At 68.6% G+C, this 26,415-nt stretch carries 37 protein-coding genes; 34 read left to right on the forward strand and 3 right to left on the reverse strand.

The window, feature by feature from the left end:
* The first annotated feature begins 20 nt into the window (after positions 1-20).
* Entirely contained in the window at positions 21-2,150 is a 2,130-nt protein-coding gene (fusA, locus tag ACIPAE_RS21545) for an elongation factor G (RefSeq protein ID WP_329365808.1), read from the forward strand.
* A 150-nt stretch (positions 2,151-2,300) separates the two neighbouring features.
* Positions 2,301-3,494 (forward strand): elongation factor Tu, encoded by a 1,194-nt coding sequence (tuf, locus tag ACIPAE_RS21550; RefSeq protein ID WP_329365806.1) that lies wholly within the window; start codon positions 2,301-2,303, stop codon positions 3,492-3,494.
* Between the two features lie 76 nt (positions 3,495-3,570).
* Here tuf and ACIPAE_RS21555 read toward each other — a convergent pair whose 3' ends face one another.
* From ACIPAE_RS21555 to ACIPAE_RS21565, 3 genes are all read right to left on the reverse strand, one after another.
* The gene (locus ACIPAE_RS21555; protein ID WP_402447252.1) at positions 3,571-5,370 is read right to left on the reverse strand and encodes a hypothetical protein; all 1,800 of its coding nucleotides are present in this window, start codon (positions 5,368-5,370) and stop codon (positions 3,571-3,573) included.
* Positions 5,367-6,074 (reverse strand): ABC transporter ATP-binding protein, encoded by a 708-nt coding sequence (locus ACIPAE_RS21560; protein ID WP_329365802.1) that lies wholly within the window; start codon positions 6,072-6,074, stop codon positions 5,367-5,369. The genes ACIPAE_RS21555 and ACIPAE_RS21560 overlap by 4 nt, the downstream gene beginning before the upstream one ends.
* A gap of 220 nt (positions 6,075-6,294) precedes the next feature.
* A complete protein-coding gene (locus ACIPAE_RS21565; protein WP_402447254.1) occupies positions 6,295-7,722 on the reverse strand; it encodes a ricin-type beta-trefoil lectin domain protein in 1,428 nt (475 codons plus the stop codon).
* A gap of 561 nt (positions 7,723-8,283) precedes the next feature.
* On the opposite strand from ACIPAE_RS21565, the gene rpsJ reads away from it, so the two are divergent.
* From rpsJ to truA, 32 genes are all read left to right on the forward strand, one after another.
* A complete protein-coding gene (gene rpsJ, locus ACIPAE_RS21570) occupies positions 8,284-8,592 on the forward strand; it encodes a 30S ribosomal protein S10 (protein ID WP_014144312.1) in 309 nt (102 codons plus the stop codon).
* 14 nt (positions 8,593-8,606) lie between these two features.
* Positions 8,607-9,251 carry a 50S ribosomal protein L3 gene (gene rplC / locus ACIPAE_RS21575; RefSeq protein ID WP_103886919.1) on the forward strand — a complete coding sequence of 215 codons (645 nt, stop codon included), beginning with the start codon at positions 8,607-8,609 and terminating at the stop codon, positions 9,249-9,251.
* Positions 9,252-9,256: 5 nt separating this feature from the next.
* Positions 9,257-9,919: a 50S ribosomal protein L4 gene (gene rplD, locus ACIPAE_RS21580; RefSeq protein WP_328468086.1), complete on the forward strand. Its 663-nt coding sequence runs from the start codon at positions 9,257-9,259 to the stop codon at positions 9,917-9,919.
* Positions 9,919-10,281: a 50S ribosomal protein L23 gene (gene rplW, locus ACIPAE_RS21585; protein ID WP_402447255.1), complete on the forward strand. Its 363-nt coding sequence runs from the start codon at positions 9,919-9,921 to the stop codon at positions 10,279-10,281. The genes rplD and rplW overlap by 1 nt, the downstream gene beginning before the upstream one ends.
* A 47-nt stretch (positions 10,282-10,328) precedes the next feature.
* Positions 10,329-11,165, forward strand: coding sequence for a 50S ribosomal protein L2 (gene rplB, locus ACIPAE_RS21590; protein WP_202235516.1), 837 nt, complete (start codon positions 10,329-10,331; stop codon positions 11,163-11,165).
* 12 nt (positions 11,166-11,177) lie between these two features.
* Entirely contained in the window at positions 11,178-11,459 is a 282-nt protein-coding gene (gene rpsS / locus ACIPAE_RS21595; RefSeq protein WP_202235517.1) for a 30S ribosomal protein S19, read from the forward strand.
* A gap of 47 nt (positions 11,460-11,506) precedes the next feature.
* Positions 11,507-11,854 carry a 50S ribosomal protein L22 gene (gene rplV, locus ACIPAE_RS21600; RefSeq protein WP_328468094.1) on the forward strand — a complete coding sequence of 116 codons (348 nt, stop codon included), beginning with the start codon at positions 11,507-11,509 and terminating at the stop codon, positions 11,852-11,854.
* The gene (gene rpsC, locus ACIPAE_RS21605; protein ID WP_328468096.1) at positions 11,854-12,693 is read left to right on the forward strand and encodes a 30S ribosomal protein S3; all 840 of its coding nucleotides are present in this window, start codon (positions 11,854-11,856) and stop codon (positions 12,691-12,693) included. Before rplV ends, rpsC begins: the two co-directional genes overlap by 1 nt.
* 5 nt (positions 12,694-12,698) lie before the next feature.
* A complete protein-coding gene (rplP, locus tag ACIPAE_RS21610) occupies positions 12,699-13,118 on the forward strand; it encodes a 50S ribosomal protein L16 (RefSeq protein ID WP_093786106.1) in 420 nt (139 codons plus the stop codon).
* A complete protein-coding gene (gene rpmC / locus ACIPAE_RS21615; protein WP_328468099.1) occupies positions 13,118-13,342 on the forward strand; it encodes a 50S ribosomal protein L29 in 225 nt (74 codons plus the stop codon). Before rplP ends, rpmC begins: the two co-directional genes overlap by 1 nt.
* Entirely contained in the window at positions 13,342-13,632 is a 291-nt protein-coding gene (gene rpsQ / locus ACIPAE_RS21620) for a 30S ribosomal protein S17 (RefSeq protein WP_328468101.1), read from the forward strand. The genes rpmC and rpsQ overlap by 1 nt, the downstream gene beginning before the upstream one ends.
* A gap of 116 nt (positions 13,633-13,748) precedes the next feature.
* Positions 13,749-14,117, forward strand: coding sequence for a 50S ribosomal protein L14 (rplN, locus tag ACIPAE_RS21625; protein ID WP_103886911.1), 369 nt, complete (start codon positions 13,749-13,751; stop codon positions 14,115-14,117).
* A 3-nt stretch (positions 14,118-14,120) separates the two neighbouring features.
* Positions 14,121-14,444 (forward strand): 50S ribosomal protein L24, encoded by a 324-nt coding sequence (gene rplX, locus ACIPAE_RS21630; protein WP_328468103.1) that lies wholly within the window; start codon positions 14,121-14,123, stop codon positions 14,442-14,444.
* A 1-nt stretch (position 14,445) separates the two neighbouring features.
* Entirely contained in the window at positions 14,446-15,027 is a 582-nt protein-coding gene (rplE, locus tag ACIPAE_RS21635; protein ID WP_329365791.1) for a 50S ribosomal protein L5, read from the forward strand.
* Between the two features lie 2 nt (positions 15,028-15,029).
* Entirely contained in the window at positions 15,030-15,215 is a 186-nt protein-coding gene (locus tag ACIPAE_RS21640) for a type Z 30S ribosomal protein S14 (protein WP_093713218.1), read from the forward strand.
* 130 nt (positions 15,216-15,345) lie between these two features.
* Positions 15,346-15,744: a 30S ribosomal protein S8 gene (rpsH, locus tag ACIPAE_RS21645; RefSeq protein WP_328468109.1), complete on the forward strand. Its 399-nt coding sequence runs from the start codon at positions 15,346-15,348 to the stop codon at positions 15,742-15,744.
* A 21-nt stretch (positions 15,745-15,765) separates the two neighbouring features.
* Positions 15,766-16,305, forward strand: a complete 540-nt coding sequence (gene rplF, locus ACIPAE_RS21650; protein ID WP_328468111.1) for a 50S ribosomal protein L6 — start codon at positions 15,766-15,768, stop codon at positions 16,303-16,305.
* A 2-nt stretch (positions 16,306-16,307) separates the two neighbouring features.
* Positions 16,308-16,691, forward strand: coding sequence for a 50S ribosomal protein L18 (gene rplR, locus ACIPAE_RS21655; RefSeq protein ID WP_328468113.1), 384 nt, complete (start codon positions 16,308-16,310; stop codon positions 16,689-16,691).
* 42 nt (positions 16,692-16,733) lie between these two features.
* Entirely contained in the window at positions 16,734-17,339 is a 606-nt protein-coding gene (rpsE, locus tag ACIPAE_RS21660) for a 30S ribosomal protein S5 (RefSeq protein ID WP_031524774.1), read from the forward strand.
* Positions 17,339-17,521, forward strand: a complete 183-nt coding sequence (rpmD, locus tag ACIPAE_RS21665; RefSeq protein ID WP_031524772.1) for a 50S ribosomal protein L30 — start codon at positions 17,339-17,341, stop codon at positions 17,519-17,521. Before rpsE ends, rpmD begins: the two co-directional genes overlap by 1 nt.
* 2 nt (positions 17,522-17,523) lie before the next feature.
* Positions 17,524-17,976: a 50S ribosomal protein L15 gene (gene rplO / locus ACIPAE_RS21670; protein ID WP_402447262.1), complete on the forward strand. Its 453-nt coding sequence runs from the start codon at positions 17,524-17,526 to the stop codon at positions 17,974-17,976.
* A gap of 194 nt (positions 17,977-18,170) precedes the next feature.
* On the forward strand, positions 18,171-19,487 hold the full coding sequence (gene secY, locus ACIPAE_RS21675; protein WP_328468115.1) for a preprotein translocase subunit SecY: 1,317 nt from the start codon (positions 18,171-18,173) through the stop codon (positions 19,485-19,487).
* Positions 19,487-20,158, forward strand: coding sequence for an adenylate kinase (locus tag ACIPAE_RS21680; protein ID WP_329365785.1), 672 nt, complete (start codon positions 19,487-19,489; stop codon positions 20,156-20,158). The genes secY and ACIPAE_RS21680 overlap by 1 nt, the downstream gene beginning before the upstream one ends.
* 170 nt (positions 20,159-20,328) lie before the next feature.
* Positions 20,329-21,165 (forward strand): type I methionyl aminopeptidase, encoded by an 837-nt coding sequence (map, locus tag ACIPAE_RS21685; RefSeq protein WP_329365783.1) that lies wholly within the window; start codon positions 20,329-20,331, stop codon positions 21,163-21,165.
* Between the two features lie 198 nt (positions 21,166-21,363).
* A complete protein-coding gene (infA, locus tag ACIPAE_RS21690) occupies positions 21,364-21,585 on the forward strand; it encodes a translation initiation factor IF-1 (protein WP_003956442.1) in 222 nt (73 codons plus the stop codon).
* A 42-nt stretch (positions 21,586-21,627) separates the two neighbouring features.
* Complete coding sequence (rpmJ, locus tag ACIPAE_RS21695) at positions 21,628-21,741, forward strand: 50S ribosomal protein L36 (protein ID WP_003956441.1); 114 nt, start codon at positions 21,628-21,630, stop codon at positions 21,739-21,741.
* 187 nt (positions 21,742-21,928) lie between these two features.
* The gene (rpsM, locus tag ACIPAE_RS21700; RefSeq protein WP_328468121.1) at positions 21,929-22,309 is read left to right on the forward strand and encodes a 30S ribosomal protein S13; all 381 of its coding nucleotides are present in this window, start codon (positions 21,929-21,931) and stop codon (positions 22,307-22,309) included.
* A 69-nt stretch (positions 22,310-22,378) separates the two neighbouring features.
* A complete protein-coding gene (gene rpsK / locus ACIPAE_RS21705) occupies positions 22,379-22,783 on the forward strand; it encodes a 30S ribosomal protein S11 (protein ID WP_006376016.1) in 405 nt (134 codons plus the stop codon).
* Between the two features lie 26 nt (positions 22,784-22,809).
* Positions 22,810-23,436: a 30S ribosomal protein S4 gene (rpsD, locus tag ACIPAE_RS21710; RefSeq protein ID WP_328468123.1), complete on the forward strand. Its 627-nt coding sequence runs from the start codon at positions 22,810-22,812 to the stop codon at positions 23,434-23,436.
* A 130-nt stretch (positions 23,437-23,566) separates the two neighbouring features.
* Complete coding sequence (locus tag ACIPAE_RS21715; RefSeq protein WP_093786121.1) at positions 23,567-24,589, forward strand: DNA-directed RNA polymerase subunit alpha; 1,023 nt, start codon at positions 23,567-23,569, stop codon at positions 24,587-24,589.
* Positions 24,590-24,787: 198 nt separating this feature from the next.
* Positions 24,788-25,309, forward strand: a complete 522-nt coding sequence (gene rplQ / locus ACIPAE_RS21720) for a 50S ribosomal protein L17 (protein WP_329365777.1) — start codon at positions 24,788-24,790, stop codon at positions 25,307-25,309.
* Positions 25,310-25,495: 186 nt separating this feature from the next.
* A complete protein-coding gene (truA, locus tag ACIPAE_RS21725) occupies positions 25,496-26,371 on the forward strand; it encodes a tRNA pseudouridine(38-40) synthase TruA (protein ID WP_402447266.1) in 876 nt (291 codons plus the stop codon).
* The last annotated feature ends 44 nt before the right edge of the window (positions 26,372-26,415 follow it).

Genomic DNA, 26,415 nt, shown 5'->3' on the forward strand with positions numbered 1-26,415 from the left:
CCGAGAGAAGACTGAGCCACATGGCCACCACTTCGCTTGACCTGGCCAAGGTCCGCAACATCGGGATCATGGCCCACATCGACGCGGGCAAGACGACGACCACCGAGCGGATTCTGTTCTACACCGGTGTCTCCTACAAGATCGGTGAAGTCCACGACGGCGCTGCCACCATGGACTGGATGGAGCAGGAGCAGGAGCGCGGCATCACCATCACGTCGGCCGCGACGACCTGTCACTGGCCGCTCGACGATGTCGACCACACCATCAACATCATCGACACCCCCGGCCACGTCGACTTCACCGTCGAGGTGGAGCGTTCGCTGCGCGTCCTCGACGGCGCCGTGACCGTGTTCGACGGTGTCGCCGGTGTGGAGCCGCAGTCCGAGACGGTCTGGCGTCAGGCCGACCGTTACGGCGTGCCCCGCATCTGCTTCGTCAACAAGCTCGACCGCACCGGCGCGGAGTTCCACCGCTGCGTCGACATGATCGTGGACCGCCTCGGCGCGGTGCCGCTGGTCATGCAGCTTCCGATCGGCGCGGAGGCCGACTTCAAGGGCGTGGTCGACCTCGTCCAGATGAAGGCCCTGGTCTGGTCGCTCGAAGCGACCAAGGGCGAGATGTACGACGTCGTCGACATCCCGGACACGCACGTCGAGGCGGCCGAGGAGTGGCACGGCAAGCTGCTCGAGGCTGTCGCCGAGCACGACGACGAGATGATGGAGCTGTACCTGGAGGGCCAGGAGCCCACCCAGGAGCAGCTGATGGCGGCCATCCGCCGGATCACGCTCGCCTCCAAGGGCAGCGCGGACTCGGTCACCGTCACCCCCGTGTTCTGCGGCACCGCGTTCAAGAACAAGGGCGTGCAGCCCCTGCTCGACGCGGTCGTGCGCTACCTCCCGTCGCCGCTGGACGTCGAGGCCATCGAGGGCCACGCCGTCGGTGACGCCGACGAGATCATCAAGCGCAAGCCGTCGGACGACGAGCCGTTCTCCGGTCTCGCGTTCAAGATCATGAGCGACCCGCACCTGGGCAAGCTCACCTTCGTCCGGGTCTACTCGGGCCGCCTGGTGTCGGGTACAGCGGTGCTGAACTCGGTCAAGGGCAAGAAGGAGCGCATCGGCAAGATCTACCGCATGCACGCGAACAAGCGTGAGGAGATCGAGTCGGTGGGCGCCGGCGACATCATCGCCGTGATGGGTCTGAAGCAGACCACCACCGGTGAGACGCTGTGCGACGACAAGAACCCGGTGATCCTGGAGTCGATGGACTTCCCGGCGCCGGTGATCGAGGTCGCGATCGAGCCCAAGTCCAAGGGCGACCAGGAGAAGCTGGGTGTCGCCATCCAGCGGCTCTCGGAGGAGGACCCCTCCTTCCAGGTCCACTCGGACGAGGAGACCGGCCAGACCATCATCGGCGGCATGGGCGAACTGCACCTCGAGGTGCTGGTCGACCGGATGCGGCGCGAGTTCCGGGTCGAGGCCAACGTCGGCAAGCCGCAGGTCGCGTATCGCGAGACCATTCGCAAGACGGTCGAGCGCATCGACTACACCCACAAGAAGCAGACCGGTGGTACCGGTCAGTTCGCCAAGGTGCAGATCATGCTGGAGCCGCTGGAAGGCGGCGACGCGACCTACGAGTTCGTCAACAAGGTCACCGGTGGCCGCATCCCCCGCGAGTACATCCCCTCGGTGGACGCGGGTGCGCAGGAGGCCATGAAGTTCGGCATCCTGGCCGGCTACGAGATGGTGGGCGTCCGCGTCACCCTGCTCGACGGCGGCTACCACGAGGTCGACTCCTCCGAGCTGGCGTTCAAGATCGCCGGTTCGCAGGCGTTCAAGGAGGGTGCCCGCAAGGCGAGCCCCGTGCTTCTCGAACCGATGATGGCCGTCGAGGTCACCACCCCCGAGGACTACATGGGCGACGTCATCGGCGACCTCAACTCCCGCCGTGGCCAGATCCAGGCCATGGAGGAGCGCAGCAGCGCCCGGGTCGTCAAGGGCCTGGTTCCGCTGTCGGAGATGTTCGGCTACGTCGGTGACCTGCGGTCCAAGACCTCGGGCCGGGCCAGCTACTCCATGCAGTTCGACTCCTACGCCGAGGTTCCGCGGAACGTCGCAGAGGAGATCATCGCGAAGGCCAAGGGCGAGTAGTACCCCTCGGTACCTCGTTTAGGCTTGACAGCAGGCTTTCGGGGTGTTTCCGGCACAATGTGTCGGAAACGCCCCCGGGTCGGCATTCCAGCAAAGATCACCTGGCGCCGATGAACCAAGGCGTACAGATCCACTCCCAGGAGGACCCCAGTGGCGAAGGCGAAGTTCGAGCGGACTAAGCCGCACGTCAACATCGGCACCATCGGTCACATCGACCACGGTAAGACCACGCTTACCGCGGCGATTACCAAGGTGCTGCACGACGCGTACCCGGAACTCAACGAGGCTTCGGCCTTCGACCAGATCGACAAGGCTCCTGAGGAGCGCCAGCGCGGTATCACCATCTCGATCGCGCACGTCGAGTACCAGACCGAGTCGCGTCACTACGCGCACGTCGACTGCCCCGGTCACGCGGACTACATCAAGAACATGATCACCGGTGCCGCGCAGATGGACGGCGCGATCCTGGTGGTCGCCGCGACCGACGGCCCGATGCCGCAGACCAAGGAGCACGTGCTGCTGGCCCGCCAGGTCGGCGTGCCGTACATCGTGGTGGCCCTGAACAAGGCCGACATGGTGGACGACGAGGAGATCCTGGAGCTCGTCGAGCTCGAGGTGCGCGAGCTGCTCTCCGAGTACGAGTTCCCGGGCGACGACCTGCCGGTCGTGCGCGTCTCCGCGCTCAAGGCCCTCGAGGGCGACAAGGAGTGGGGCGAGAAGCTGCTCGGCCTGATGAAGGCCGTCGACGAGTCGATCCCCACCCCCGAGCGTGACGTCGAGAAGCCGTTCCTGATGCCGATCGAGGACGTCTTCACGATCACCGGTCGTGGCACCGTCGTCACCGGTCGTATCGAGCGCGGTGTGCTCAAGGTCAACGAGACCGTGGACATCATCGGCATCAAGACCGAGAAGACCACCACCACGGTCACCGGCATCGAGATGTTCCGCAAGCTGCTCGACGAGGGCCAGGCCGGTGAGAACGTCGGTCTGCTGCTTCGCGGCATCAAGCGCGAGGACGTCGAGCGCGGCCAGGTCATCATCAAGCCGGGCACGGTCACCCCGCACACCGAGTTCGAGGCGCAGGCGTACATCCTGTCCAAGGACGAGGGCGGCCGCCACACGCCGTTCTTCAACAACTACCGCCCGCAGTTCTACTTCCGTACCACGGACGTGACCGGCGTGGTGACCCTCCCCGAGGGCACCGAGATGGTCATGCCGGGCGACAACACCGCCATGACGGTCTCGCTGATCCAGCCGGTCGCCATGGAGGAGGGCCTGAAGTTCGCCATCCGTGAGGGTGGTCGTACGGTGGGCGCCGGCCAGGTCACCAAGATCAACAAGTAAGTCCTGCGGGCTCGTTGAGCCGTAGCCGAGGTGCCCCACTCCGCTTGGAGTGGGGCACCTTCTTGCGTGTGGAGGGTCAGCGCAGGAGCTTGTTCGCTGCCGCGCTCGCCGCGTAGGCGATGGCCGCCGTGAGGAGCACCGTGACCGTCAGCACGGTGGCGGGGGCGCCGTGGGAGAGCGTGAGCGCCAGTACCGTCACCGCGACGAGCGGCCCGGCCGCGTACCACGCGAGGTAGATGAGGGGCCCGGGGGAGCCGATGGGGGAGCCGCCGCCGAGGAACATGAGCTGGGTGCGGGCGGGGCCGCGGCAGGCGCCGTAGAGCGCGGCGGCGGTGAACGGGAAGGCGCACAGCGGCAGGTAGAGCAGGGCGATCGGGGCGCCGTGCAGCGCGAAGGGCACCGCGGCGAGCAGGCCGAGGACCGCGCCCACGACGGCCGGCACGATGCCGTGTTGCAGCATGAGGCCGCGCAGCCGGTACGGCGACCAGGCCGCGCGGCGCAGGTCGTCGGTCTCGACCCGGGCGGACTCGGCGAGCGCGCCGACCGCGAGGTAGCCGCAGACCAGGCCCACCACCAGGCCGACCGGGCGCCGCTCGCCGCCGAGGTCGGCGCCGAGCCCGGCCGCGGTCGCGGCGGCGGCCGTCCACAGCACGGCCCGGCCGACCCGGCCGGGCGCGCGCAGCAGCGTCAGGGCGTCGCGCCAGACGACGGCGAGGTGCCGGGCCCAGCGCCCGCGCGGGGGCGGCAGCCGGACCATGCGGGTGGCGTCACCGCCGCCGGCCTCCAGCAGGGCGAGCTTGGCGGCGCGCAGTTCGAGCGACCAGGCGACCGAGGCGACGGTGGTGGCGGTGGCGGCCCTGGCCCGCAGTTGCCCGGTCGGTACGGCGGCGGCCTCGCGGTGGGCGAGCACGACCGCGGCGGCGGTGGCGGCCAGCAGCAGCGCCAGGGCGGCCGGCCAGCCCGGCACGCTGCCGCCGCAGGCGCGGACCACCGGCTGGGCGGCCCAGCCCCACGGCCCCGACCACAACTCGACCCACTCCAGCGGCCGGACCCGGTGCCCGGAGCCGGCCAGCCCGGTCTGCGCGCCGAGCGCGGCCAGCAGCAGGACGGCGGGCGCGGTCCAGCGCCGTACGGTCCTGGCGCGGTCCGGGCGGCGCTCCACGGCCATGCCGAAGGCGACCGCGAGCAGGGGCAGGCAGACGGCGGCGGGCAGCGCGGCCGGCAGAGCCTCGCCGATGGACGCCTGGCCGGTGACGCGCAGCGCCACCGCCCCCGCGACGCCGCCGAGCACGCCGGGGATCAGCGCGAGCCCGGCGGAGAGCCGGAACCACGGCCGCAGCACCGCCGCGCGCCGCACGGGCTGCGCCAGCAGCCAGCCCACGGCCGGGCCGGGCAGCACCACCGGGCCGCGCCACAGCGCGTCGCGGGCCGAGACCAGGAACAGCAGCAGGCTCAGCGCGGTGAACAGGGCGGGCAGGCCGCGGGTCAGACCGGCGCCGAAACCGCCGTAGTCCGTCCCTTCGTCGAGGCCGCGCAGGAAGTGCACGGCCAGCCCGCTGCCGTAGCCGACGACGGCGAGCAGCACGGAGTAGAGCAGCACCGCCAGGTCGCGGCCCTGCCGGCGGCGGTGGGCCTTGCGCTTGGTCCGCAGCCAGGCGAGCGTCTCGGTGGTGCGGTCGTCGTCGGCCTCGCTCCAGCCGCCGGAAGCGTACGTGTCGGGGTCGTCGGCTGCCGGGTCGTCGGCTGCCGGGTCGTCGGGTGCGAGCTCGCCGGGTACGGGGCTGTCGGGCGCGGGGCTGTCGGTCATGTCGGCGTCGTGGTCCGCGAGTCCGGGCCCCTCGGGGGTGTCCGCCGAGGCGCGGCTGCTGCCGGTCATGCGCCCGCGCCGAGCTGCCGCAGCACGTCGGCCGGCGGGCCCTGGGCGGCGACCCGGCCGTCCTCCAGGGCGACCAGGTGGTCGGCGACCGCCTCGGCCAGCTCGGCCTGGTGGGTGGCGAGCAGCACCGCCACGCCGCTCTCCTTCTCGGCGACCAGCAGTTCGGCCAGCCGCTGCCGGGCGTCGGGGTCGAGCCGCTGCTCGGGCTCGTCCAGGACCAGCAGGTCCCGCGGGCGGACCAGCGCGGCGGCCAGCAGCAGGGACTGCATCTGGCCGGAGGACAGGGCGCCGGGCAGCGCGTCCGCGTGGTCGGACAGCCGCCGGTCGGCGAGCACCTGGTCGATCCAGCCGGCCGCGTCGTCGACGGCGTGCGCGACCGTCACCAGTTCCAGGTGCTCGCGCACGGTGAGGTCGGGGTAGCAGGCCACGGTGTCACCGACCACGGCGACCCGGGCGCGTACCTCCGGGTCGTCCTCGCTGATCGGCCGCCCGGCGAAGAGCGCCTGGCCGCTGGTGGGGGCGTCGCGGCCGGACGCGATCCGCAGCAGCGTCGACTTGCCCGACCCGTTGTGCCCGAACAGCGCGGTGCACTTCCCGGCGGTCACATCCAGGTCCAGCGGCAGCAGCGCCTGCCGCTTCCCGTAGTTCCTGCTGACCTTCCGCAGCCGCAGCAGGGCACCCGAACCCTGGGCCTTCACCGCCATCGCGGGCCTCCCTGCACTAGGTGGATTCCCGTGACCCTAGTACGGCCGGCTGCGCAGGCGGCGGGGCGTGTCAGTTTCGCGACCGCCCGCCCCCGGTGCGGAGCGGTCGCCCGGCGAGCGCCGGACCGGGCATCGGTGCGGGCCGGCGCCGGTCATGGCCTGACACCCCACAGCGGTGTGCCGAGGACGCCGGCCGCATGTCGCCTGACCTTCCGCACCCTCACGGTTTGGCCCGGACCCACTTCTGGTTGGAGGTGCCGGCGCAGTCCGCCAACTGCAACTTGGTCCCGTTGCCGGTTCCCTTGTTGACCGCGGCCACGCACTTGTTGGCGAGGATGCTCACCAGATCGCCGCCCGTGGTGGTGTTGAGGGTCCACACCTGGGCCGGGCCGCCGTTGCAGTTGGCCAGCTGGACCGTGGTGCCGGCGGCCGTGTTCGCGTTGGCGACGTCCATGCACAGTCCCAGCGAGTGGATGGTGCCCCGGTAGTCGGCCTTCCCGTCCAGGACGAAGGTCCACTGCTGCCAGGCGGCGCCGCTACAGTCCCACAGCTCCAGCGGCTTGCCGTCCTTGCCCCCCGGCGCGACGCCGTCCGTCACCGTGATGCACCGGTGGGAGCCCTGGCCGACCAGCTCGACGGCCGAACTCCCGCTGGCGGGCGGCGTCGTGTGCTTGGGGCCGCTGCCGCTCCCACCGCTGCTTCCGCCGCCGTGGCCCCCACCGCTGCTGCTACCGCTGCTGCCGCCTCCGCCGCTGGTGCCGCCGCCTCCGCGGGCCGGGGTGTCCTGCGGGGTGGTGGGCACCGCCGCACTCGGGGTGGTGGCGGCCGGCTGCGGCGGCGCGGGCGCGGAACTCGGGCTGGGGAGCACACTCGCGGTGCTCTGCTGGACGAGTGGCGTGGCCCGGCTGCTGAGGGCGGGCGCATGGGTGAACCAGAGCGCGACGCCGACGATGACGAGCCCCAGGCAGAGGGTGAGGGCGGTGAAGAGCCAGCGGGGCAGGACGCCGCGCTGGACGTAGGCGCCGTCCACGGTCAGCGGGCTGACCCCCGAGCGGGACACCGACAGCCGGTACGGCCGGTTCTGCTTGGCGCCGATCCAGATGATCTGGCGGGGCTTCAACGTGGCGGCGACGAAGGCCGCTCGGCCCGGCTCGATACGGACGTTGGACGGGACGATCTCGTAGCCGAGCTGGTCGCCGTTGTCCTCGCCGGTCACGGAGGCGGTGAGGGCGGTGTTGCCGAGGTTGTCGACAGCCAGCTTGGGCCGTCCCCGGAAGCGCCCCTTGACGGTGTGCGGGACGAGTTCCGCGCGCACCTCGACGAACGGCGTCACCGTGATGTTGCCCTCGGGGACGGTGGTCGCCTCGGGCTGCTCGGACGGGGTGATCTGCACGGCGTAGGGGTGCGGCCCGGCGGTGGCGTCGGGGGTGCGGGGCGGCGCGACCGTGAGCTCGACCGTGCCCGTGGTGCCCGGGTAGAGGCGGAGGGTCGCCGGTTCGGCGGTGATGTAGGGCGCGAGGTCACCGACGACGGTGAAGCGGTACTCGTCGACGACGTCGCCGGTGTTGCGGATGCGAAGGCGCACGGCCGCGGTGCTGCCCGCGTCGACAGTCGTGGACGGGGGCTCCAGGGAAGTCCATAGGCTCACCTTGGAAAGTTACCCGGGCGGGCGGGTATCGGGACAGAGCGCCAATAGGCCACGTTTCGCGCCTCAAAGCGCCTGCCGCGCGCCCCTGTTGACCGCCGCCCGGGCGGGCGGGGCGGACACCGGCGGGGCGACGGCCCCGCGCGGGCGGTGATCGGGACCTGTCCGGACCCGCCCCGCCCAGGTTTGGGTGTTCCGGGCCACGGGGTAAGCTACCCGGCTCGATTGGCGTCCGGTGCGTCCGGTATGGCAGACTACCCAAGTTGCTCGGTCGAGCGCCGATGTTGCGCGCCTCCCGTCGGGAGGACCGGAAGCGAGTCCCACAGTACTCGTCGTCCTTATCTGCCCTCCGGGCAGCGCTGGGGCGGACGTACGGGAATCTTCCGGGAAGTGTCAACGCGGCTCCGATCAGGCATCCGGTGGGTGAGATCTCCCACGCAAATCCCTGGTGCAGGGCCTTTCCGCATGCGGAAAGTCATGTGCGAGAGACGCGACACGCCCGACCGCGTGGGTCGGACAAGCGGATGCCAGAGCGTAAAAAGAGACAAGGACTACGGAGTAGCCATGGCGGGACAGAAGATCCGCATCCGGCTCAAGGCCTACGACCACGAGGTCATCGACTCTTCGGCGAAGAAGATCGTCGAGACGGTGACCCGTACTGGTGCGCAGGTCGCGGGCCCGGTGCCGCTGCCCACTGAGAAGAACGTGTACTGCGTCATCAAGTCGCCGCACAAGTACAAGGACTCGCGCGAGCACTTCGAGATGCGCACGCACAAGCGCCTGATCGACATCCTCGACCCGACGCCCAAGACCGTTGACTCGTTGATGCGCCTGGACCTGCCGGCCGGCGTCGACATCGAGATCAAGCTCTGAGAGGCGCGGAGAAGATGACCAAGCAGATCAAGGGCATCCTGGGCGAGAAGCTCGGCATGACCCAGGTCTGGGACGAGAACAACCGTGTCGTCCCGGTGACCGTGGTCAAGGCCGGCCCGAACGTTGTGACCCAGGTGCGTACGAACGACGCCGACGGCTACGAGTCGGTCCAGCTCGCCTTCGGCGAGATCGACCCGCGCAAGGTGAACAAGCCCCTCAAGGGCCACTTCGCCAAGGCCGACGTCACCCCGCGCCGCCACCTCGTGGAGCTGCGCACGGCCGACGCCGCCGAGTACACCCTCGGCCAGGAGATCACCGCCGAGGTGTTCGAGGCCGGTGTCAAGGTCGACGTGACCGGCAAGAGCAAGGGCAAGGGCTTCGCCGGTGTCATGAAGCGCCACAACTTCAAGGGCCTCGGCGCCGGCCACGGTGTCCAGCGCAAGCACCGCTCTCCCGGCTCCATCGGTGGCTGCGCCACCCCGGGCCGCGTGTTCAAGGGTCTGCGTATGGCGGGCCGCATGGGCAACGAGCGGGTCACCACCCAGAACCTGACCGTTCACGCCGTTGACGCGGAGAAGGGCCTGCTGCTCATCAAGGGCGCGGTTCCCGGTCCGAACGGCGGCCTCGTCCTGGTCCGCAGCGCGGCCAAGGGGGCCTGAAGGATATGAGCACCAGCATCGACATCCTGTCGCCCGCGGGCGACACCGCCGGGACCGTAGAGCTCCCGGCCGAGATCTTCGACGCCAAGGTCAGCATCCCGCTGATCCACCAGGTCGTCGTCGCGCAGCTTGCCGCGGCCCGCCAGGGCACGCACAAGGTCAAGACGCGTGGCGAGGTCCGCGGTGGTGGCAAGAAGCCGTACCGCCAGAAGGGCACCGGCCGCGCCCGTCAGGGCTCGACCCGCGCACCGCAGTTCGCCGGCGGTGGCGTCGTGCACGGCCCCGTGCCGCGCGACTACTCGCAGCGCACGCCCAAGAAGATGATCAGGGCCGCCCTGCGCGGTGCCCTGACCGACCGCGCCCGGCACAGCCGTATCCACGTCGTGACCGGCATCGTCGAGGGCGAGACGCCGTCGACCAAGGCCGCGAAGACGCTGCTGGGCAAGATCAGCGAGCGCAAGAACGTGCTGCTCGTCGTCGAGCGGGCCGACGAGGCCGGGTGGCTGTCCGCCCGCAACCTCCCCCAGGTGCACATCCTGGAGGCCGGCCAGCTCAACACGTACGACGTGCTCGTCTCCGACGACGTGGTCTTCACCAAGGCCGCCTTCGACCGGTTCGTCAGTGTCCCCGGTACCGGCGCCGCCGAGACCGAAGGGAGCGACGCCTGATGGCCGAGCAGACCGAACTGACCGAGGTCACCGACCAGGTGCCGGCCGCCTCGATCACCAGCAAGACCTTCACGGACCCGCGCGACCTGCTGATCAAGCCGGTCGTCTCCGAGAAGAGCTACGCGCTGCTGGACGACAACAAGTACACCTTCGTCGTCGACCCGCGCGCCAACAAGACCCAGATCAAGCAGGCCGTCGAGGCGGTCTTCCAGGTCAAGGTCACCGGGGTCAACACGATCAACCGGCAGGGCAAGCGCAAGCGCACCCGCACCGGTTTCGGAAAGCGCGCCAACACCAAGCGCGCCATCGTGACCCTTGCCGAGGGCGACCGCATCGACATCTTCGGCGGCCCGGTCTCCTAACGGGGATCGGTTCGAGTCGAAGTCCGGAATATTCCGAGGACTGAGAAATGGGTATCCGCAAGTACAAGCCGACGACCCCGGGCCGTCGTGGCTCCAGCGTCGCCGACTTCGTCGAGATCACGCGGTCCACGCCGGAGAAGTCGCTGGTCCGCCCGCTGCACAGCAAGGGCGGCCGTAACAACGCCGGTCGTGTGACCGTTCGCCACCAGGGCGGTGGCCACAAGCGCGCCTACCGAGTGATCGACTTCCGTCGGCACGACAAGGACGGCGTGCCCGCCAAGGTCGCGCACATCGAATACGACCCCAACCGCACCGCGCGCATCGCGCTGCTGCACTACGCGGACGGCGAGAAGCGCTACATCCTCGCCCCCGCCCGCCTGCAGCAGGGCGACCGGATCGAGAACGGCCCCAGCGCCGACATCAAGCCGGGCAACAACCTGCCGCTGCGCAACATCCCGGTCGGTACCACGATCCACGCGATCGAGCTGCGGCCCGGTGGCGGCGCCAAGATCTCCCGCTCCGCGGGCGCCTCGGTGCAGCTGCTGGCGAAGGAAGGCAACATGGCCACCCTTCGCATGCCGTCCGGCGAGGTCCGGATGGTCGACGTCCGCTGCCGCGCCACCATCGGTGAGGTCGGCAACGCCGAGCAGTCGAACATCAACTGGGGCAAGGCCGGCCGCATGCGGTGGAAGGGCGTTCGCCCGACCGTCCGCGGTGTCGCCATGAACCCGGTGGACCACCCGCACGGTGGTGGTGAGGGCAAGACCTCCGGTGGTCGCCACCCGGTCTCGCCCTGGGGTCAGAAGGAGGGTCGTACTCGTTCTCCCAAGAAGGCGAGCAACAAGTACATCGTCCGCCGCCGCAAGACGAACAAGAAGCGCTAGGAGCGGGTTTAGATGCCGCGGAGTCTCAAGAAGGGGCCCTTCGTCGACGACCACCTGATCAAGAAGGTGGATGTCCAGAACGAAGCAGGCACCAAGAACGTCATCAAGACCTGGTCCCGCCGCTCGATGATCGTCCCGGCCATGCTGGGCCACACGATCGCGGTGCACGACGGCCGTAAGCACGTCCCGGTGTTTGTCACTGAGTCGATGGTCGGCCACAAGCTCGGCGAGTTCGCGCCGACCCGCACCTTCCGCGGTCACGAGAAGGACGACCGCAAGGCGCGGCGTCGCTGACCAGCGGCGAGAAGCGACCGACCATGACAGACACTGAAGGGACAACCATGGAAGCCAGGGCCCAGGCGCGGTACATCCGCGTCACGCCCATGAAGGCCCGCCGCGTGGTGGACCTCATCCGTGGCATGGATGCCACGGAGGCTCAGGCGGTCCTGCGTTTCACGCCGCAGGCCGCGAGCGAGCCGGTGGGCAAGGTGCTCGACAGCGCCATCGCCAACGCCGCGCACAACTACGACCACACGGACGCCGAGTCGCTGTTCATCAGCGAGGCGTACGTGGACGAGGGTCCGACCCTGAAGCGGTTCCGGCCGCGCGCCCAGGGCCGCGCCTACCGCATCCGCAAGCGGACGAGTCACATCACCGTGGTCGTTGCCAGCAAGGAAGGGACCCGGTAATGGGCCAGAAGGTTAACCCTTACGGGTTCCGGCTCGGCATCACCACGGACTTCAAGTCCCGGTGGTACGCCGACAAGCTCTACAAGGACTACGTCAAGGAAGACGTCGCCATCCGCCGGATGATGACGCAGGGCATGGAGCGGGCCGGCATCTCCAAGGTGGAGATCGAGCGCACCCGTGACCGCGTCCGCGTCGACATCCACACCGCCCGGCCGGGCATCGTCATCGGCCGTCGCGGCGCGGAGGCCGACCGTATCCGCGGTGACCTGGAGAAGCTGACCGGCAAGCAGGTCCAGCTGAACATCCTCGAGGTCAAGAACCCCGAGATGGACGCGCAGCTGGTGGCCCAGGCGGTCGCCGAGCAGCTCTCCTCCCGGGTCTCCTTCCGCCGTGCCATGCGCAAGAGCATGCAGGGCACGCTGAAGGCCGGCGCCAAGGGCATCAAGATCCAGTGCGGTGGCCGTCTCGGCGGCGCCGAGATGTCCCGCTCGGAGTTCTACCGCGAGGGCCGGGTGCCGCTGCACACCCTGCGGGCGAACGTGGACTACGGCTTCTTCGAGGCCAAGACCACCTTCGGCCGGATCGGTGTGAAGGTGTGGATCTACAAGGGCGACGTGAAGAACATCGCCGAGGTCCGCGCCGACAACGCCGCGGCCCGTGCCGGCAACCGCCCGGCCCGTGGCGGTGGCAACGAGCGTCCGCAGCGCCGCGGTGGCGAGCGCGGCGGCCGTGGTCGTCGTCCCCAGACGGACGGTGCCGCAGCGGCCCCCAAGGCCGACGCGCCCGCTCCTGTCGAGGCGGCGGCTCCGGCTGCTGAGACCCCCGGAACGGAAGGCTAAGTACCATGCTGATCCCCCGTAGGGTCAAGCACCGCAAGCAGCACCACCCCACCCGGCGCGGTATGGCCAAGGGCGGCACGGAGCTGGCGTTCGGCGAGTTCGGCCTGCAGGCCGTCACCCCCGCCTACGTGACCAACCGGCAGATCGAGTCCGCTCGTATCTCCATCACCCGCCACATCAAGCGTGGCGGCAAGGTCTGGATCAACATCTACCCGGACCGCCCGCTGACGAAGAAGCCGGCCGAGACCCGCATGGGTTCCGGTAAGGGTTCGCCGGAGTGGTGGATCGCGAACGTCAAGCCCGGTCGGGTGATGTTCGAGCTGTCCTTCCCGAATGAGAAGGTTGCGCGCGAGGCGCTCACTCGTGCCGCGCACAAGCTTCCGATGAAGTGCCGCATCGTGCGGCGCGAGGCAGGTGAGTCGTGATGGCGGCCGGTACCAAGGCGACCGAGCTGCGCCAGCTTGGCGACGAGGACCTCGTCGGCAAGCTGCGTGAGGCCAAGGAGGAGCTGTTCAACCTCCGCTTCCAGGCGGCCACCGGACAGCTTGAGAACAACACCCGGCTCAAGACCGTCCGCAAGGAAATCGCCCGGATCTACACCCTCATGCGTGAGCGTGAGCTCGGCATCGAGACGGTGGAGAGCGCCTGATGAGCGAGAAGAATGTGACTGAGACCCCCGCCAGTGACGCGCGCGGCTTCCGCAAGACCCGTGAGGGTCTCGTGGTCAGCGACAAGATGGACAAGACCGTTGTGGTCGCTGTCGAGGACCGCGTGAAGCACGCGCTCTACGGCAAGGTCATCCGCCGCACCAACAAGCTCAAGGCACACGACGAGCAGAACGCCGCAGGCATCGGCGACCGCGTCCTCCTGATGGAGACCCGGCCGCAGTCCGCGACGAAGCGCTGGCGTGTCGTGGAGATCCTCGAGAAGGCCAAGTAACCCAGTAATTCCTGCGGGGATTCCCTCGCAGGACGGTTCCGCCAGGCTCGGCGGGCGCCACGCAGGTCAGCTTGCGTGGCGCCCGCCGGGAACCGGCAGACAAACAGGAGACAGACGTGATCCAGCAGGAGTCGCGACTTCGTGTCGCCGACAACACTGGTGCCAAGGAGATCCTTTGCATCCGTGTTCTCGGTGGTTCGGGTCGCCGCTACGCGGGCATCGGTGACGTCATCGTCGCCACCGTCAAGGACGCGATCCCCGGTGGCAACGTGAAGAAGGGCGAGGTCGTCAAGGCGGTCATCGTCCGGACCGTCAAGGAGCGCCGTCGCGCCGACGGCTCGTACATCCGCTTCGACGAGAACGCCGCCGTGCTTCTCAAGAACGACGGCGACCCCCGCGGCACCCGTATCTTCGGCCCGGTGGGCCGTGAGCTGCGCGAGAAGAAGTTCATGAAGATCGTCTCGCTCGCGCCGGAGGTGCTGTAACCGATGAAGATCAAGAAGGGCGACCTGGTCCAGGTCATCACCGGCAAGGACAAGGGCAAGCAGGGCAAGGTCATCGTGGCCTTCCCCCGCGAGGACCGGGTCCTGGTCGAGGGTGTCAACCGGGTCAAGAAGCACACCAAGGCCGGCCAGACCGACCGCGGTTCGAAGACCGGCGGGATCATCACCACCGAGGCGCCGATCCACGTCAGCAACGTGCAGCTGGTTGTTGAGAAGGACGGCAAGAAGGTCGTGACCCGCGTCGGCTACCGCTTTGACGACGAGGGCACCAAGATCCGCGTTGCCAAGCGGACCGGTGAGGACATCTGAGATGACTACTGCAACTTCAGGTGCCGCTACCACCAGCACCGCTCCGCGTCTCAAGACGCGCTACCGCGAGGAGATCGCGGGCAAGCTGCGTGAGCAGTTCGACTACGCGAACGTCATGCAGGTCCCCGGTCTCACCAAGATCGTGGTCAACATGGGTGTGGGCGACGCCGCCCGCGACTCCAAGCTGATCGAGGGCGCGATCCGCGACCTCGCCACGATCACCGGCCAGAAGCCGCAGGTCACCAAGGCCCGTAAGTCCATCGCGCAGTTCAAGCTGCGTGAGGGTCAGCCGATCGGCGCGCACGTCACGCTGCGCGGTGACCGGATGTGGGAGTTCCTGGACCGCCTGCTGTCGCTGGCGCTGCCGCGTATCCGCGACTTCCGGGGCCTGTCGCCGAAGCAGTTCGACGGCCGGGGCAACTACACCTTCGGTCTCACGGAGCAGGTCATGTTCCACGAGATCGACCAGGACAAGATCGACCGGGTCCGGGGCATGGACATCACCGTGGTCACCACGGCGACCAACGACGACGAGGGTCGTGCCCTCCTTCGTCACCTCGGCTTCCCGTTCAAGGAGAACTGACCGTGGCGAAGAAGGCTCTGATCGCTAAGTCGGCTCGCAAGCCCAAGTTCGCTGTGCGCGCGTACAACCGCTGCCAGCGCTGTGGCCGGCCGCACTCCGTCTACCGCAAGTTCGGCCTGTGCCGCGTGTGCCTTCGTGAGATGGCCCACCGTGGCGAGCTGCCGGGCGTGACCAAGAGCTCCTGGTAGTCCTCTTCCGGACATCAGGACCCGATCCACTACGCCGTAGGTCCCCGCACCACACCCGCTCCCGGCTCAAGCCGGGGGAGAGGGACGGAGCAGACAGGAAACCCCGGCGAGAGAGGCCCAGGGCCAACTCATGACCATGACCGACCCCATCGCAGACATGCTGACCCGTCTGCGGAACGCTAACTCGGCGTACCACGACGAAGTCGGGATGCCGTTCAGCAAGATCAAGTCGCACATCGCGGAGATCCTCCAGCAGGAGGGTTACATCACCGGCTGGAAGGTCGAGGAGGCCGAGGTCGGCAAGAACCTCATCCTCGAGCTGAAGTTCGGCCCCAACCGCGAGCGCTCGATCGCCGGCATCAAGCGGATCAGCAAGCCGGGTCTTCGGGTCTACGCAAAGTCCACCAACCTGCCTCGGGTGCTGGGCGGCCTGGGCGTGGCGATCATCTCCACGTCGCACGGTCTGCTCACCGGCCAGCAGGCGCAGAAGAAGGGCGTGGGTGGGGAAGTCCTCGCCTACGTCTGGTAACCGGGAAAGAGAGGTAGAGCAATGTCGCGCATCGGCAAGCTGCCCATCTCGGTTCCCGCCGGAGTGGACGTCACCATCGACGGCCGCACGGTTGCGGTGAAGGGCCCCAAGGGCTCCCTCACCCACACCGTTGCCGCGCCGATCGAGATCGCAAAGGGCGAGGACGGCGTGCTGCTGGTCACCCGCCCCAACGACGAGCGTGTCTCGAAGGCCCTGCACGGCCTGTCCCGCACGCTGGTGGCGAACATGATCACCGGCGTGACCGCGGGCTACAGCAAGTCCCTTGAGATCAGCGGAGTCGGGTACCGCGTCCAGGCGAAGGGCTCCAACCTGGAGTTCGCGCTGGGATACAGCCACCCGATTCTCGTCGAGGCCCCCGAGGGCATCTCCTTCAAGGTCGAGTCCCCGGTGAAGTTCTCCGTCGAGGGCATCGACAAGCAGAAGGTCGGCGAAGTGGCCGCCAATATCCGCAAGCTGCGGAAGCCTGACCCGTACAAGGCGAAGGGCGTCAAGTACGCCGGCGAAGTCATCCGCCGCAAGGTCGGAAAGGCTGGTAAGTAGCCATGGCATACGGTGTGAAGATCGCCAAGGGCAAGGCGTACAAGGGTGCGGCGCTCAAGCGGCGCCACATTCGGGTCCGCAAGCGCGTCAACGGTACGACCGAGCGCCCGCGCCTGGTGGTGACGCGGTCCAACCGCGGCATCGTGGCGCAGGTCATCGACGACCTCGCGGGCCACACGCTCGCGTCGGCGTCGACCCTCGACGCGTCCATCCGCGGCGGCGAAGGCGACAAGAGCGCCAAGGCGAAGCAGGTCGGCCAGCTCGTGGCCGAGCGTGCGAAGGCCAAGGGCGTCGAAGCTGTCGTATTCGACCGTGGCGGCAACCAGTACGCTGGGCGGATCGCCGCCCTGGCGGACGCCGCCCGCGAAGCCGGTCTGAAGTTCTGACCGGTTCCGTTAGCTAGCGGATAACGAAGAGAGGTAATTCCAATGGCTGGACCCCAGCGCCGCGGAAGCGGTGCCGGTGGCGGCGAGCGACGGGACCGTAAGGACCGGCGGGACGGCGGCCAGCAGGCCGAGAAGACCGCCTATGTCGAGCGGGTCGTCGCGATCAATCGCGTCGCCAAGGTTGTGAAGGGTGGTCGTCGCTTCAGCTTCACCGCGCTGGTCGTGGTGGGCGATGGCGACGGCACCGTCGGTGTCGGCTACGGCAAGGCCAAGGAGGTGCCGGCCGCCATCGCCAAGGGTGTTGAGGAGGCCAAGAAGCACTTCTTCAAGGTCCCCCGTATCCAGGGCACCATCCCGCACCCGATCCAGGGCGAGAAGGCCGCGGGCGTCGTCTTGCTCAAGCCGGCTTCCCCCGGTACCGGTGTGATCGCCGGTGGCCCGGTGCGCGCCGTGCTGGAGTGCGCGGGCATCCACGACGTGCTGTCCAAGAGCCTCGGCTCGGACAACGCGATCAACATCGTGCACGCCACGGTGGCCGCGCTCCAGGGCCTTCAGCGGCCCGAGGAGATCGCCGCCCGCCGCGGTCTGCCGATCGAGGATGTCGCGCCGGCCGCGCTGCTGCGCGCCCGAGCCGGGGTCGGTGTGTGATGGCGCGCCTGAAGGTCACGCAGACCAAGTCCTACATCGGCAGCAAGCAGAACCACCGTGACACCCTGCGTTCGCTCGGGCTCAAGCGCCTGCACGACGTCGTGGTCAAGGAGGACCGCCCGGAGATCCGCGGCATGGTCCACACCGTCCGCCACCTCGTCACGGTCGAGGAGGTCGACTGATCATGGGTGACAACCCGATCAAGGTGCACAACCTCCGTCCGGCTCCGGGCGCCAAGACCGCCAAGACCCGTGTGGGTCGCGGCGAGGCGTCCAAGGGCAAGACGGCCGGTCGTGGTACCAAGGGCACCAAGGCCCGTTACCAGGTTCCGGAGCGCTTCGAGGGCGGGCAGATGCCCCTCCACATGCGCCTCCCGAAGCTCAAGGGCTTCAAGAACCCGTTCCGCACCGAGTACCAGGTCGTCAACCTGGACAAGCTCGCCGCCCTCTACCCCGAGGGTGGTGAGGTCACCGTTGCCGACCTGGTCGCCAAGGGTGCCGTGCGCAAGAACCAGCTCGTCAAGGTGCTCGGCGCCGGCGACGTCTCCGTGGCTCTGCAGGTGACCGTGGACGCGGTCTCCGGCTCCGCCAAGGAGAAGATCACCGCGGCCGGCGGTACCGTCACCGAGCTCGTCTGAGCCGGATGTGCAACCCGACCGGGGACGCCCAGTACCTCAGGGCGTCCCCGGTCGTTCATTTCTGTGAATTTTCCCTGGCCGATGGGTCATTCCTACCGGGGCCACGTCGCCGGTAAGGTGGCCGAGCCCCTATCCGTCAGAAATCTCACCAGAGACCGTCCTTCCGCCGTGGCGCGGGGGGTGCAGGAGGCACCGTGCTCACCGCGTTCGCCCGGGCGTTCAGGACGCCCGACCTGCGCAAGAAGCTGCTCTTCACGCTGGCCATCATCGTGGTGTACCGGCTGGGCGCGCACGTCCCGGTGCCCGGTATCGACTTCGGCGTCGTCAATGACTGTGTGAAGCAGACGAAGGGCAACAACAGCCTCTTCGGTCTGGTCAACATGTTCAGCGGCGGAGCTCTGCTCCAGCTCACCATCTTCGCGCTCGGGATCATGCCGTACATCACGGCGAGCATCATCCTGCAACTGCTGACCGTGGTGATTCCGCGGCTGGAGGCCCTGAAGAAGGAGGGGCAGGCCGGCACCACCAAGATCACGCAGTACACCCGGTACCTGACGGTCGCGCTGGCGATCCTGCAGGGCACCGGTCTGGTGGCGACCGCCCGCTCCGGCAACCTCTTCTCGACCTGCTCCAAGGGCAACGACATCGTCCCGAACCAGTCGATCTTCACCACCGTCACCATGGTGACCTGCATGACCGCGGGCACCGTGATGATCATGTGGCTGGGCGAGCTGATCACCGACCGCGGCATCGGCAACGGCATGTCGATCCTGATGTTCGTCTCGATCGCGGCCGGCTTCCCCGGCTCGCTGTGGGGCATCAAGGTCTCCGGCACCATCGCGGGCGGCTGGGTCGAGTTCCTCGCGGTGATTCTGATCGGCCTGGTCATGGTCGGCCTGGTGGTCTTCGTCGAACAGGCCCAGCGCCGTATCCCGGTGCAGTACGCGAAACGCATGATCGGCCGCCGGTCCTACGGCGGCACCTCGACGTACATCCCGCTCAAGGTGAACCAGGCCGGTGTGATCCCGGTCATCTTCGCCTCCTCGCTGCTCTACATCCCGGCGCTGATCGTGCAGTTCTCCGGGTCGACGGCCGGCTGGGCACAGTGGATCGAGCGCAACTTCACCAAGGGTGATCACCCGGCGTACATGGCCGCGTACTTCCTGCTGATCGTCTTCTTCGCCTTCTTCTACGTCGCGATCTCCTTCAACCCCGAAGAAGTAGCCGACAATATGAAGAAGTATGGTGGGTTCATCCCGGGTATCCGGGCCGGTCGCCCCACCGCTGAATACCTGAGTTACGTGCTCAACCGCATCACGTGGCCCGGTTCGCTGTACCTGGGCCTGATCGCCCTCGTTCCGACGGTCGCGATCGCGATCTTCAACGGGAGCAACGGCAACTTCCCTCTGGGTGGCACCAGCATCCTCATCATCGTCGGTGTGGGTCTGGAGACCGTGAAGCAGATCGAAAGCCAGCTCCAGCAGCGTAACTACGAAGGGTTCCTCCGCTGATGCGTATCGTCCTGGTCGGGCCGCCCGGCGCAGGCAAGGGAACGCAGGCCGCGTTCCTCGCCAAGAACCTCTCGATCCCGCACATTTCCACGGGCGACCTGTTCCGCGCCAACATCAACCAGGGCACCGACCTGGGCAAGCAGGCGAAGGCGTACATGGACGCCGGCGACCTGGTGCCCGACGAAGTCACCATCGGCATGGCCGAGGACCGGCTGGAGCGCCCGGACGCCGCCGGCGGCTTCCTGCTGGACGGCTTCCCGCGCAACGAGCACCAGGCGCGGGCGCTGGACGCCTACCTGGCCCGGCACGACATCGCGCTCGACGGCGTGCTGGACCTGGAGGTCCCGGAGGAAGAGGTGGTCAAGCGGATCGCCGGCCGCCGGATCTGCCGCAACGACAGCGCGCACGTCTTCCACGTCGAGTACAAGCAGCCGAAGACCGAGGGTGTCTGCGACGAGTGCGGCGGCGAGCTGTACCGGCGTGACGACGACGCCCCGGACAAGGTCCGCAACCGGCTGGAGATCTACCACCGCGAGACCGAGCCGATCATCGACTACTACAAGAAGCAGGGCCTGGTGGTGACGATCTCCGCGCTCGGCGCGGTGGCCGACGTCACCGGGCGGGCCATGGCGGCCCTGCGCGCGGACGCGGACAGCGAGCAGAGCGCGTAGCCCACCTGGTACCGGCCCGGCCGGTACGCGTACCTCCCACGGCCGTGGTGCCCCGACGGGCGCCACGGCCGTATGGTTGGTGGAGGCAAGGACTTACCGCAGCAACGACTTACGGCAGTAGCGACTCACGGCAGTAGCGACTCACGGCAGCAAGGAAGGCATCAGCCGCGATGGTGGAGCTGAAGACCCCGGAGCAGATCGCCAAGATGCGGGAGGCCGGTCTGGTCGTCGCGGCGATCCACGAGGCGACCCGGGCGGCGGCCGTACCGGGCGCCAGCACCAAGGACCTGGACGAGGTCGCCGCGAAGGTGATCGCCGACCACGGCGCCAAGCCCAACTTCCTGGGCTACGGCGGCTTCCCCGGCAACATCTGCACGTCGGTCAACGACGTGGTGGTGCACGGCATCCCGGACGCCGTGACGGTGCTCAAGGACGGCGACATCCTCGCGATCGACGCGGGCGCGATCGTCGACGGCTGGCACGGCGACGCGGCCTTCACCTGCCTGGTGGGCACCGGACACGCCCCGGAGCTGGCCGAGTTGAGCCGGGTCACCGAGGAGTCCATGTGGGCCGGCATCGCCGCCTTCCGCAAGGGCAGCCGGCTGGACGACATCTCGCAGGCGGTCGAGTCGTACATCCGCCGCCAGCCGCGCCCGTCCTCGGGCAAGTACGGCATCGTGGAGGGGTACGGCGGCCACGGCATCGGCACCCAGATGCACATGGACCCGCACGTGCTCAACTACGTCACCAAGAAGCGCGGCCGCGGCATCCGGCTGGTGCCCGGGCTGTGCCTGGCGATCGAGCCGATGGTGACACTCGGCACACCGCACACCCACGTGCTGGAGGACGAGTGGACCGTCAAGTCCGACGACGGCTCCTGGTCCGCGCACTGGGAGCACACCATCGCCCTCACCGAGCAGGGCCCGCTGGTGCTCACCGCCCCTGACGGGGGCAAGGCCAAGCTGGCGGAGTACGGCATCACCACCGCCCCCGACCCGCTTCGTTAGCGCCTTCTCGCCTCCGGCCGGCTGAACCCGTCCTTCGGCTCGCCGGCGAGGGGTGGCCTCCGCGCGTAACGATCACGCTCGGTGGGCATACATCTCGATTCGTGTTTCAGCGGCGCTTGCCGTAGACTCATATGTCGGCCCCGCGTGTCTTCCGGCATGTCCGGAGCCGACCCCGGTAGCCGATCCCGAAAGCAGGACATGGCCAAAAAGCAAGGCGCCATCGAGATCGAGGGCACCGTGATCGAGTCTCTGCCGAATGCGATGTTCAAGGTGGAACTGCAGAACGGTCACAAGGTCCTCGCGCACATCAGCGGCAAGATGCGGATGCACTACATCCGAATCCTTCCGGATGACCGGGTCGTCGTGGAGCTGTCTCCCTACGACCTGACGCGCGGACGGATCGTCTACCGATACAAGTAACCCGCTTGTAGATCTCACCACGACCCGGAGAACCTCAGTCCCATGAAGGTCAAGCCGAGCGTCAAGAAGATCTGCGACAAGTGCAAGGTGATCCGCCGTCACGGCCGGGTCATGGTCATCTGCGACAACCTGCGCCACAAGCAGCGCCAGGGCTGACGCCCGCCGACCACCCCTGCACCAGCAGAACTTCGCGCGACGCACCACGCGTACATACGCAGTTCCCATCCCCGTCCGGTACGGGGATGACACCCCCGGTGGAGGCCGGGGACCCGTTCCGTACCTGGTACGGCGGAAGGGAACCCGGAACTGCGGAAGACCTCCGAGAACACCAGGAGCCAAGCACATGGCACGCCTTTCAGGCGTTGACCTCCCGCGCGAGAAGCGCGTGGAGATCGCCCTCACCTACGTCTTCGGCATCGGGCGCTCGCGCGCCCAGGAGATCCTGAAGAACACCGGTGTGAACCCCGACACCCGCGTCCGCGACCTTGCCGAGGAAGACCTCGTCAAGATCGGCAAGTGGGTCGACGAGAACTACACGACCGAGGGTGACCTCCGCCGTGAAGTCCAGGCCGACATCCGCCGCAAGGTCGAGATCGGCTGCTACCAGGGTCTGCGCCACCGTCGGGGCCTGCCGGTCCACGGCCAGCGCACTCACACCAACGCCCGCACCCGCAAGGGCCCGCGTCGCGCCATCGCCGGTAAGAAGAAGCCGGGCAAGAAGTAGTCCGACAGCCAGACCCCATCAGCGGTCTTCGCTGTAGGACCGATCACCTCCACCGGGAGAAGTTGACACATGCCTCCTAAGGGCCGTCAGGGCGCAGCCAAGAAGGTGCGCCGCAAGGAAAAGAAGAACGTCGCTCACGGGCACGCCCACATCAAGAGCACGTTCAACAACACCATCGTCTCGATCACCGACCCTGCCGGGAACGTGATCTCCTGGGCCTCCGCCGGTCACGTCGGCTTCAAGGGCTCGCGCAAGTCCACCCCCTTCGCCGCGCAGATGGCCGCCGAGTCGGCTGCCCGCCGCGCGCAGGAGCACGGCATGCGCAAGGTGGACGTCTTCGTCAAGGGTCCCGGCTCCGGCCGCGAGACCGCGATCCGCTCCCTCCAGGCCACCGGCCTCGAGGTGGGTTCGATCCAGGACGTCACCCCGACCCCTCACAACGGCTGCCGCCCGCCGAAGCGCCGCCGCGTCTGACCAGCTGATACAGGAGAACTGAGACAATGGCGCGTTACACCGGGGCCGACTGCAAGCGATGCCGTCGGGAGAAGCAGAAGCTCTTCCTCAAGGGAGCTAAGTGCGAGAGCGCGAAGTGCCCGATCGAGATCCGTCCTTACCCCCCGGGTGAGCACGGACGCGGGCGCACCAAGGACAGCGAGTACCTTCTCCAGCTTCGCGAGAAGCAGAAGTGCGCGCGTATCTACGGTGTCCTCGAGAAGCAGTTCGTGAACTACTACAAGGAAGCGAACCAGAAGACCGGCAAGACCGGTGAGAACCTTCTGCGCATCCTCGAGACCCGCCTCGACAACGTGGTGTACCGGGCCGGCTTCGCCAAGTCCCGTGACCACGCCCGTCAGCTGGTCCGGCACGGACACATCACCATCAACGGCCGCAAGACCGACATCCCGTCGGCGCGCGTGGCCGTGAACGACATCGTCGAGGTCCGCGAGCGCTCTCGTAACCTGACCCCGTTCGCGGTGGCGCAGGGCGAGGCCGGCGACAAGACCGTGCCCGCGTGGCTCGAGTCGAACGCCGGCAAGCTGCGGATTCTGGTGCACAGCATGCCCGAGCGCCAGGTGATCGACACCCAGGTGCAGGAGCAGCTCATCGTCGAGCTCTACTCGAAGTAGTAGTCGAGTAGAAGTTCGCAGGTGGGGGGTGGTGCGGCGGCCGTTTCACGACGGTTTCGCCGCGCCACCCGTACCCTCGTAGTACAGGGGGCGTCAAATAGCGGGCGCCCACGACTGAAGGACCGAACACATGCTGATCGCTCAGCGTCCCTCGTTGACCGAAGAGGTCGTCGACGAGTTCCGCTCCCGGTTCGTGATCGAGCCGCTGGAGCCGGGATTCGGCTACACCCTCGGCAACTCCCTGCGTCGTACGCTCCTCTCCTCGATCCCGGGTGCGGCTGTCACCTCGATCCGGATCGACGGGGTCCTGCACGAGTTCACCACCGTGCCGGGCGTCAAGGAGGACGTCACCGACCTCATCCTCAACATCAAGCAGCTCGTCGTCTCCTCGGAGCACGACGAGCCGGTCGTGATGTACCTGCGCAAGCAGGGCCCGGGTGTGGTCACCGCCGCCGACATCGCGCCGCCGGCCGGTGTCGAGGTGCACAACCCCGACCTGGTGCTGGCCACGCTCAACGCCAAGGGCAAGCTGGAGATGGAGCTGACCGTCGAGCGCGGTCGCGGCTACGTCTCCGCGGTGCAGAACAAGCAGCAGGGCCAGGAGATCGGCCGTATCCCGGTCGACTCCATCTACAGCCCGGTGCTCAAGGTCACATACAAGGTCGAGGCGACCCGTGTCGAGCAGCGCACCGACTTCGACAAGCTGATCGTCGACGTCGAGACCAAGCAGGCCATGCGGCCGCGTGACGCCATGGCGTCGGCCGGCAAGACCCTGGTCGAGCTGTTCGGCCTGGCCCGCGAGCTGAACGTCGACGCCGAGGGCATCGACATGGGTCCGTCCCCGACGGACGCCGCCCTGGCCGCGGACCTGGCGCTGCCGATCGAGGAGCTGGAACTCACCGTCCGCTCCTACAACTGCCTCAAGCGCGAGGGCATCCACTCGGTGGGCGAGCTGGTGGCCCGCTCCGAGGCGGACCTGCTCGACATCCGCAACTTCGGTGCCAAGTCGATCGACGAGGTCAAGGCGAAGCTGGCCGGCATGGGCCTGGCCCTCAAGGACAGCCCGCCCGGATTCGACCCGACCGCCGCCGCCGACGCCTTCGGCGCCGACGACGACGTGGACGCGGGCTTCGTGGAGACCGAGCAGTACTGACCGTCTCCGACGGTTGACGTGTGACATGCCCCGAAGGGGCGCGTGGGAACTCCCGGGCCGCCAGGCCCAGGGGGAGGACCCCGCGCCCCTTCGGGGAGCCCCGAGGCGCGAGCCTCGGGTACTGACGAGTCGGCGGCCGCCGGCTCGCACTGACATCGGTACCTGACACGGCCGGTGCAGCGTAGAAGGAGAAGGACCATGCCCCAGCCCGCTAAGGGCGCCCGTCTGGGCGGGAGTGCCGCGCACGAGAAGCTGCTGCTCGCGAACCTCGCGAAGTCGCTCTTCGAGCACGGCCGGATCACCACCACCGAGGCCAAGGCGCGCCGGCTGCGCCCGGTCGCGGAGCGGCTGATCACGAAGGCGAAGAAGGGCGACATCCACAACCGTCGCCAGGTGCTGCAGCAGATCACCGACAAGGGGATCGTGCACACCCTCTTCACCGAGATCGCGCCGCGGTACGAGAACCGCCCGGGTGGCTACACCCGCATCACCAAGATCGGCCCCCGTCGCGGCGACAACGCCCCGATGGCGGTCATCGAGCTGGTGGAAGCCCTCACCGTGCAGCAGAACGCGGTGGGCGAGGCCGAGGCCGCCACCAAGCGCTCCGCCAAGGACCGCGCCGGTGACGAGGCCCTGGCCGACGTCAAGAAGGACGCGCCGGTCGAGGACGCCGCGCCCGAGGCCGACGCGGCCGCGGACGAGGAGTCCAAGGACGCCTGAGCGTCCTGACGGTTCCCCGGATCTCCGAGGACCGACGAGCGGGCCCGCACCCTCCGGGGTGCGGGCCCGCCGCCGTATGGCGAGGGTGAGGGCGGTGCGCGCCGTGGCGTGGGCGCGGGCCGAAGCAGGTGGCACAGGCACCGGACGGGGCACCGGACCCGGGGCACGAGGCGCGAGGAGCGACGGGTGAGCGAGGGGCCGGCGGCCGGATTCGTACGGGTCAGGTTGGATCTCGGGTACGACGGGGCGGACTTCTCCGGGTGGGCGAAGCAGCGCAGCCGGCGGACGGTGCAGGGGGAGCTGGAGTCGGCGATCGGCACGGTGCTGCGGCTGCCGGACCCGGTCGAGCTGACGGTGGCGGGCCGCACGGACGCGGGGGTGCACGCGCGCGGGCAGGTGGCGCACGTGGACCTGCCGGCGGAGGTGTGGGAGCGGGAGAGCGGGAAGCTGCGGCGCCGGCTGGCCGGGCGGCTGCCGTGGGATGTGCGGGTGTGGGGGGTGGCGCGGGCGCCGTCCGGGTTCGACGCGCGGTTCTCGGCGGTGTGGCGCCGCTACGCGTACCGGATCGGGGACCACCCGGGCGGGGTGGACCCGCTGCTGCGCGGCCATGTGCTGTGGCACGACCGCCCGGTGGAGGTGGACCTGATGAACGACGCCGCGAAGCTGATGCTCGGCGAGCACGACTTCGCCGCGTACTGCAAGAAGCGGGAGGGCGCGACCACCATCCGCACCCTGCTCGACCTGTCGTGGGAGCGGACCGCGGACGGCCTGGCGGTGGCGACCGTACGGGCCGACGCCTTCTGCCACAACATGGTGCGGGCGCTGGTCGGCGCGATGATCCTGGTCGGCGACGGGCACCGGCCGGTCGGCTTCCCGGCGGAGGTGCTGGCCGGACGGGAGCGGCACTCGGCGGTCAACGTGGTGCGGCCGCACGGACTGACGCTGGAGGAGGTCGGCTACCCGGCGGACGAGCTGCTGGCTGCGCGCAGCCGGGAGGCCCGCAACATGCGGACGCTGCCCGGCTGCCTGGAAGGACCCGGGGTGCCAGGGCCCGCGGTGTGAGGAGCTGGGGTGTAAGGACCCGCCTCCTGGAGGTGGGTCCTTAC

This window comes from Streptomyces sp. NPDC087270 (genome assembly GCF_044744625.1).
GTDB lineage: Bacteria > Actinomycetota > Actinomycetes > Streptomycetales > Streptomycetaceae > Actinacidiphila.

Coding starts and splice junctions, on each gene's coding strand:
- rplC (WP_103886919.1), top strand. CDS start 8,607: ATGACCAAGCAGATCAAGGGCATCCTGGGCGAGAAGCTCGGCATGACC.
- rpsS (WP_202235517.1), top strand. CDS start 11,178: ATGCCGCGGAGTCTCAAGAAGGGGCCCTTCGTCGACGACCACCTGATC.
- rpsK (WP_006376016.1), top strand. CDS start 22,379: ATGCCTCCTAAGGGCCGTCAGGGCGCAGCCAAGAAGGTGCGCCGCAAG.
- rplV (WP_328468094.1), top strand. CDS start 11,507: ATGGAAGCCAGGGCCCAGGCGCGGTACATCCGCGTCACGCCCATGAAG.
- rpmD (WP_031524772.1), top strand. CDS start 17,339: ATGGCGCGCCTGAAGGTCACGCAGACCAAGTCCTACATCGGCAGCAAG.
- rplX (WP_328468103.1), top strand. CDS start 14,121: ATGAAGATCAAGAAGGGCGACCTGGTCCAGGTCATCACCGGCAAGGAC.
- rpsD (WP_328468123.1), top strand. CDS start 22,810: ATGGCGCGTTACACCGGGGCCGACTGCAAGCGATGCCGTCGGGAGAAG.
- rpsQ (WP_328468101.1), top strand. CDS start 13,342: ATGAGCGAGAAGAATGTGACTGAGACCCCCGCCAGTGACGCGCGCGGC.
- rpsJ (WP_014144312.1), top strand. CDS start 8,284: ATGGCGGGACAGAAGATCCGCATCCGGCTCAAGGCCTACGACCACGAG.
- ACIPAE_RS21715 (WP_093786121.1), top strand. CDS start 23,567: ATGCTGATCGCTCAGCGTCCCTCGTTGACCGAAGAGGTCGTCGACGAG.
- ACIPAE_RS21560 (WP_329365802.1), bottom strand. CDS start 6,074: ATGGCGGTGAAGGCCCAGGGTTCGGGTGCCCTGCTGCGGCTGCGGAAG.
- rpsH (WP_328468109.1), top strand. CDS start 15,346: ATGACCATGACCGACCCCATCGCAGACATGCTGACCCGTCTGCGGAAC.
- rpmJ (WP_003956441.1), top strand. CDS start 21,628: ATGAAGGTCAAGCCGAGCGTCAAGAAGATCTGCGACAAGTGCAAGGTG.
- rplF (WP_328468111.1), top strand. CDS start 15,766: ATGTCGCGCATCGGCAAGCTGCCCATCTCGGTTCCCGCCGGAGTGGAC.
- rplP (WP_093786106.1), top strand. CDS start 12,699: ATGCTGATCCCCCGTAGGGTCAAGCACCGCAAGCAGCACCACCCCACC.
- map (WP_329365783.1), top strand. CDS start 20,329: ATGGTGGAGCTGAAGACCCCGGAGCAGATCGCCAAGATGCGGGAGGCC.
- rpmC (WP_328468099.1), top strand. CDS start 13,118: ATGGCGGCCGGTACCAAGGCGACCGAGCTGCGCCAGCTTGGCGACGAG.
- rplE (WP_329365791.1), top strand. CDS start 14,446: ATGACTACTGCAACTTCAGGTGCCGCTACCACCAGCACCGCTCCGCGT.
- rplB (WP_202235516.1), top strand. CDS start 10,329: ATGGGTATCCGCAAGTACAAGCCGACGACCCCGGGCCGTCGTGGCTCC.
- rpsM (WP_328468121.1), top strand. CDS start 21,929: ATGGCACGCCTTTCAGGCGTTGACCTCCCGCGCGAGAAGCGCGTGGAG.
- ACIPAE_RS21555 (WP_402447252.1), bottom strand. CDS start 5,370: ATGACCGGCAGCAGCCGCGCCTCGGCGGACACCCCCGAGGGGCCCGGA.
- rpsE (WP_031524774.1), top strand. CDS start 16,734: ATGGCTGGACCCCAGCGCCGCGGAAGCGGTGCCGGTGGCGGCGAGCGA.
- rplD (WP_328468086.1), top strand. CDS start 9,257: ATGAGCACCAGCATCGACATCCTGTCGCCCGCGGGCGACACCGCCGGG.
- rplO (WP_402447262.1), top strand. CDS start 17,524: ATGGGTGACAACCCGATCAAGGTGCACAACCTCCGTCCGGCTCCGGGC.
- infA (WP_003956442.1), top strand. CDS start 21,364: ATGGCCAAAAAGCAAGGCGCCATCGAGATCGAGGGCACCGTGATCGAG.
- rplW (WP_402447255.1), top strand. CDS start 9,919: ATGGCCGAGCAGACCGAACTGACCGAGGTCACCGACCAGGTGCCGGCC.
- ACIPAE_RS21680 (WP_329365785.1), top strand. CDS start 19,487: ATGCGTATCGTCCTGGTCGGGCCGCCCGGCGCAGGCAAGGGAACGCAG.
- rpsC (WP_328468096.1), top strand. CDS start 11,854: ATGGGCCAGAAGGTTAACCCTTACGGGTTCCGGCTCGGCATCACCACG.
- rplR (WP_328468113.1), top strand. CDS start 16,308: ATGGCATACGGTGTGAAGATCGCCAAGGGCAAGGCGTACAAGGGTGCG.
- rplQ (WP_329365777.1), top strand. CDS start 24,788: ATGCCCCAGCCCGCTAAGGGCGCCCGTCTGGGCGGGAGTGCCGCGCAC.
- fusA (WP_329365808.1), top strand. CDS start 21: ATGGCCACCACTTCGCTTGACCTGGCCAAGGTCCGCAACATCGGGATC.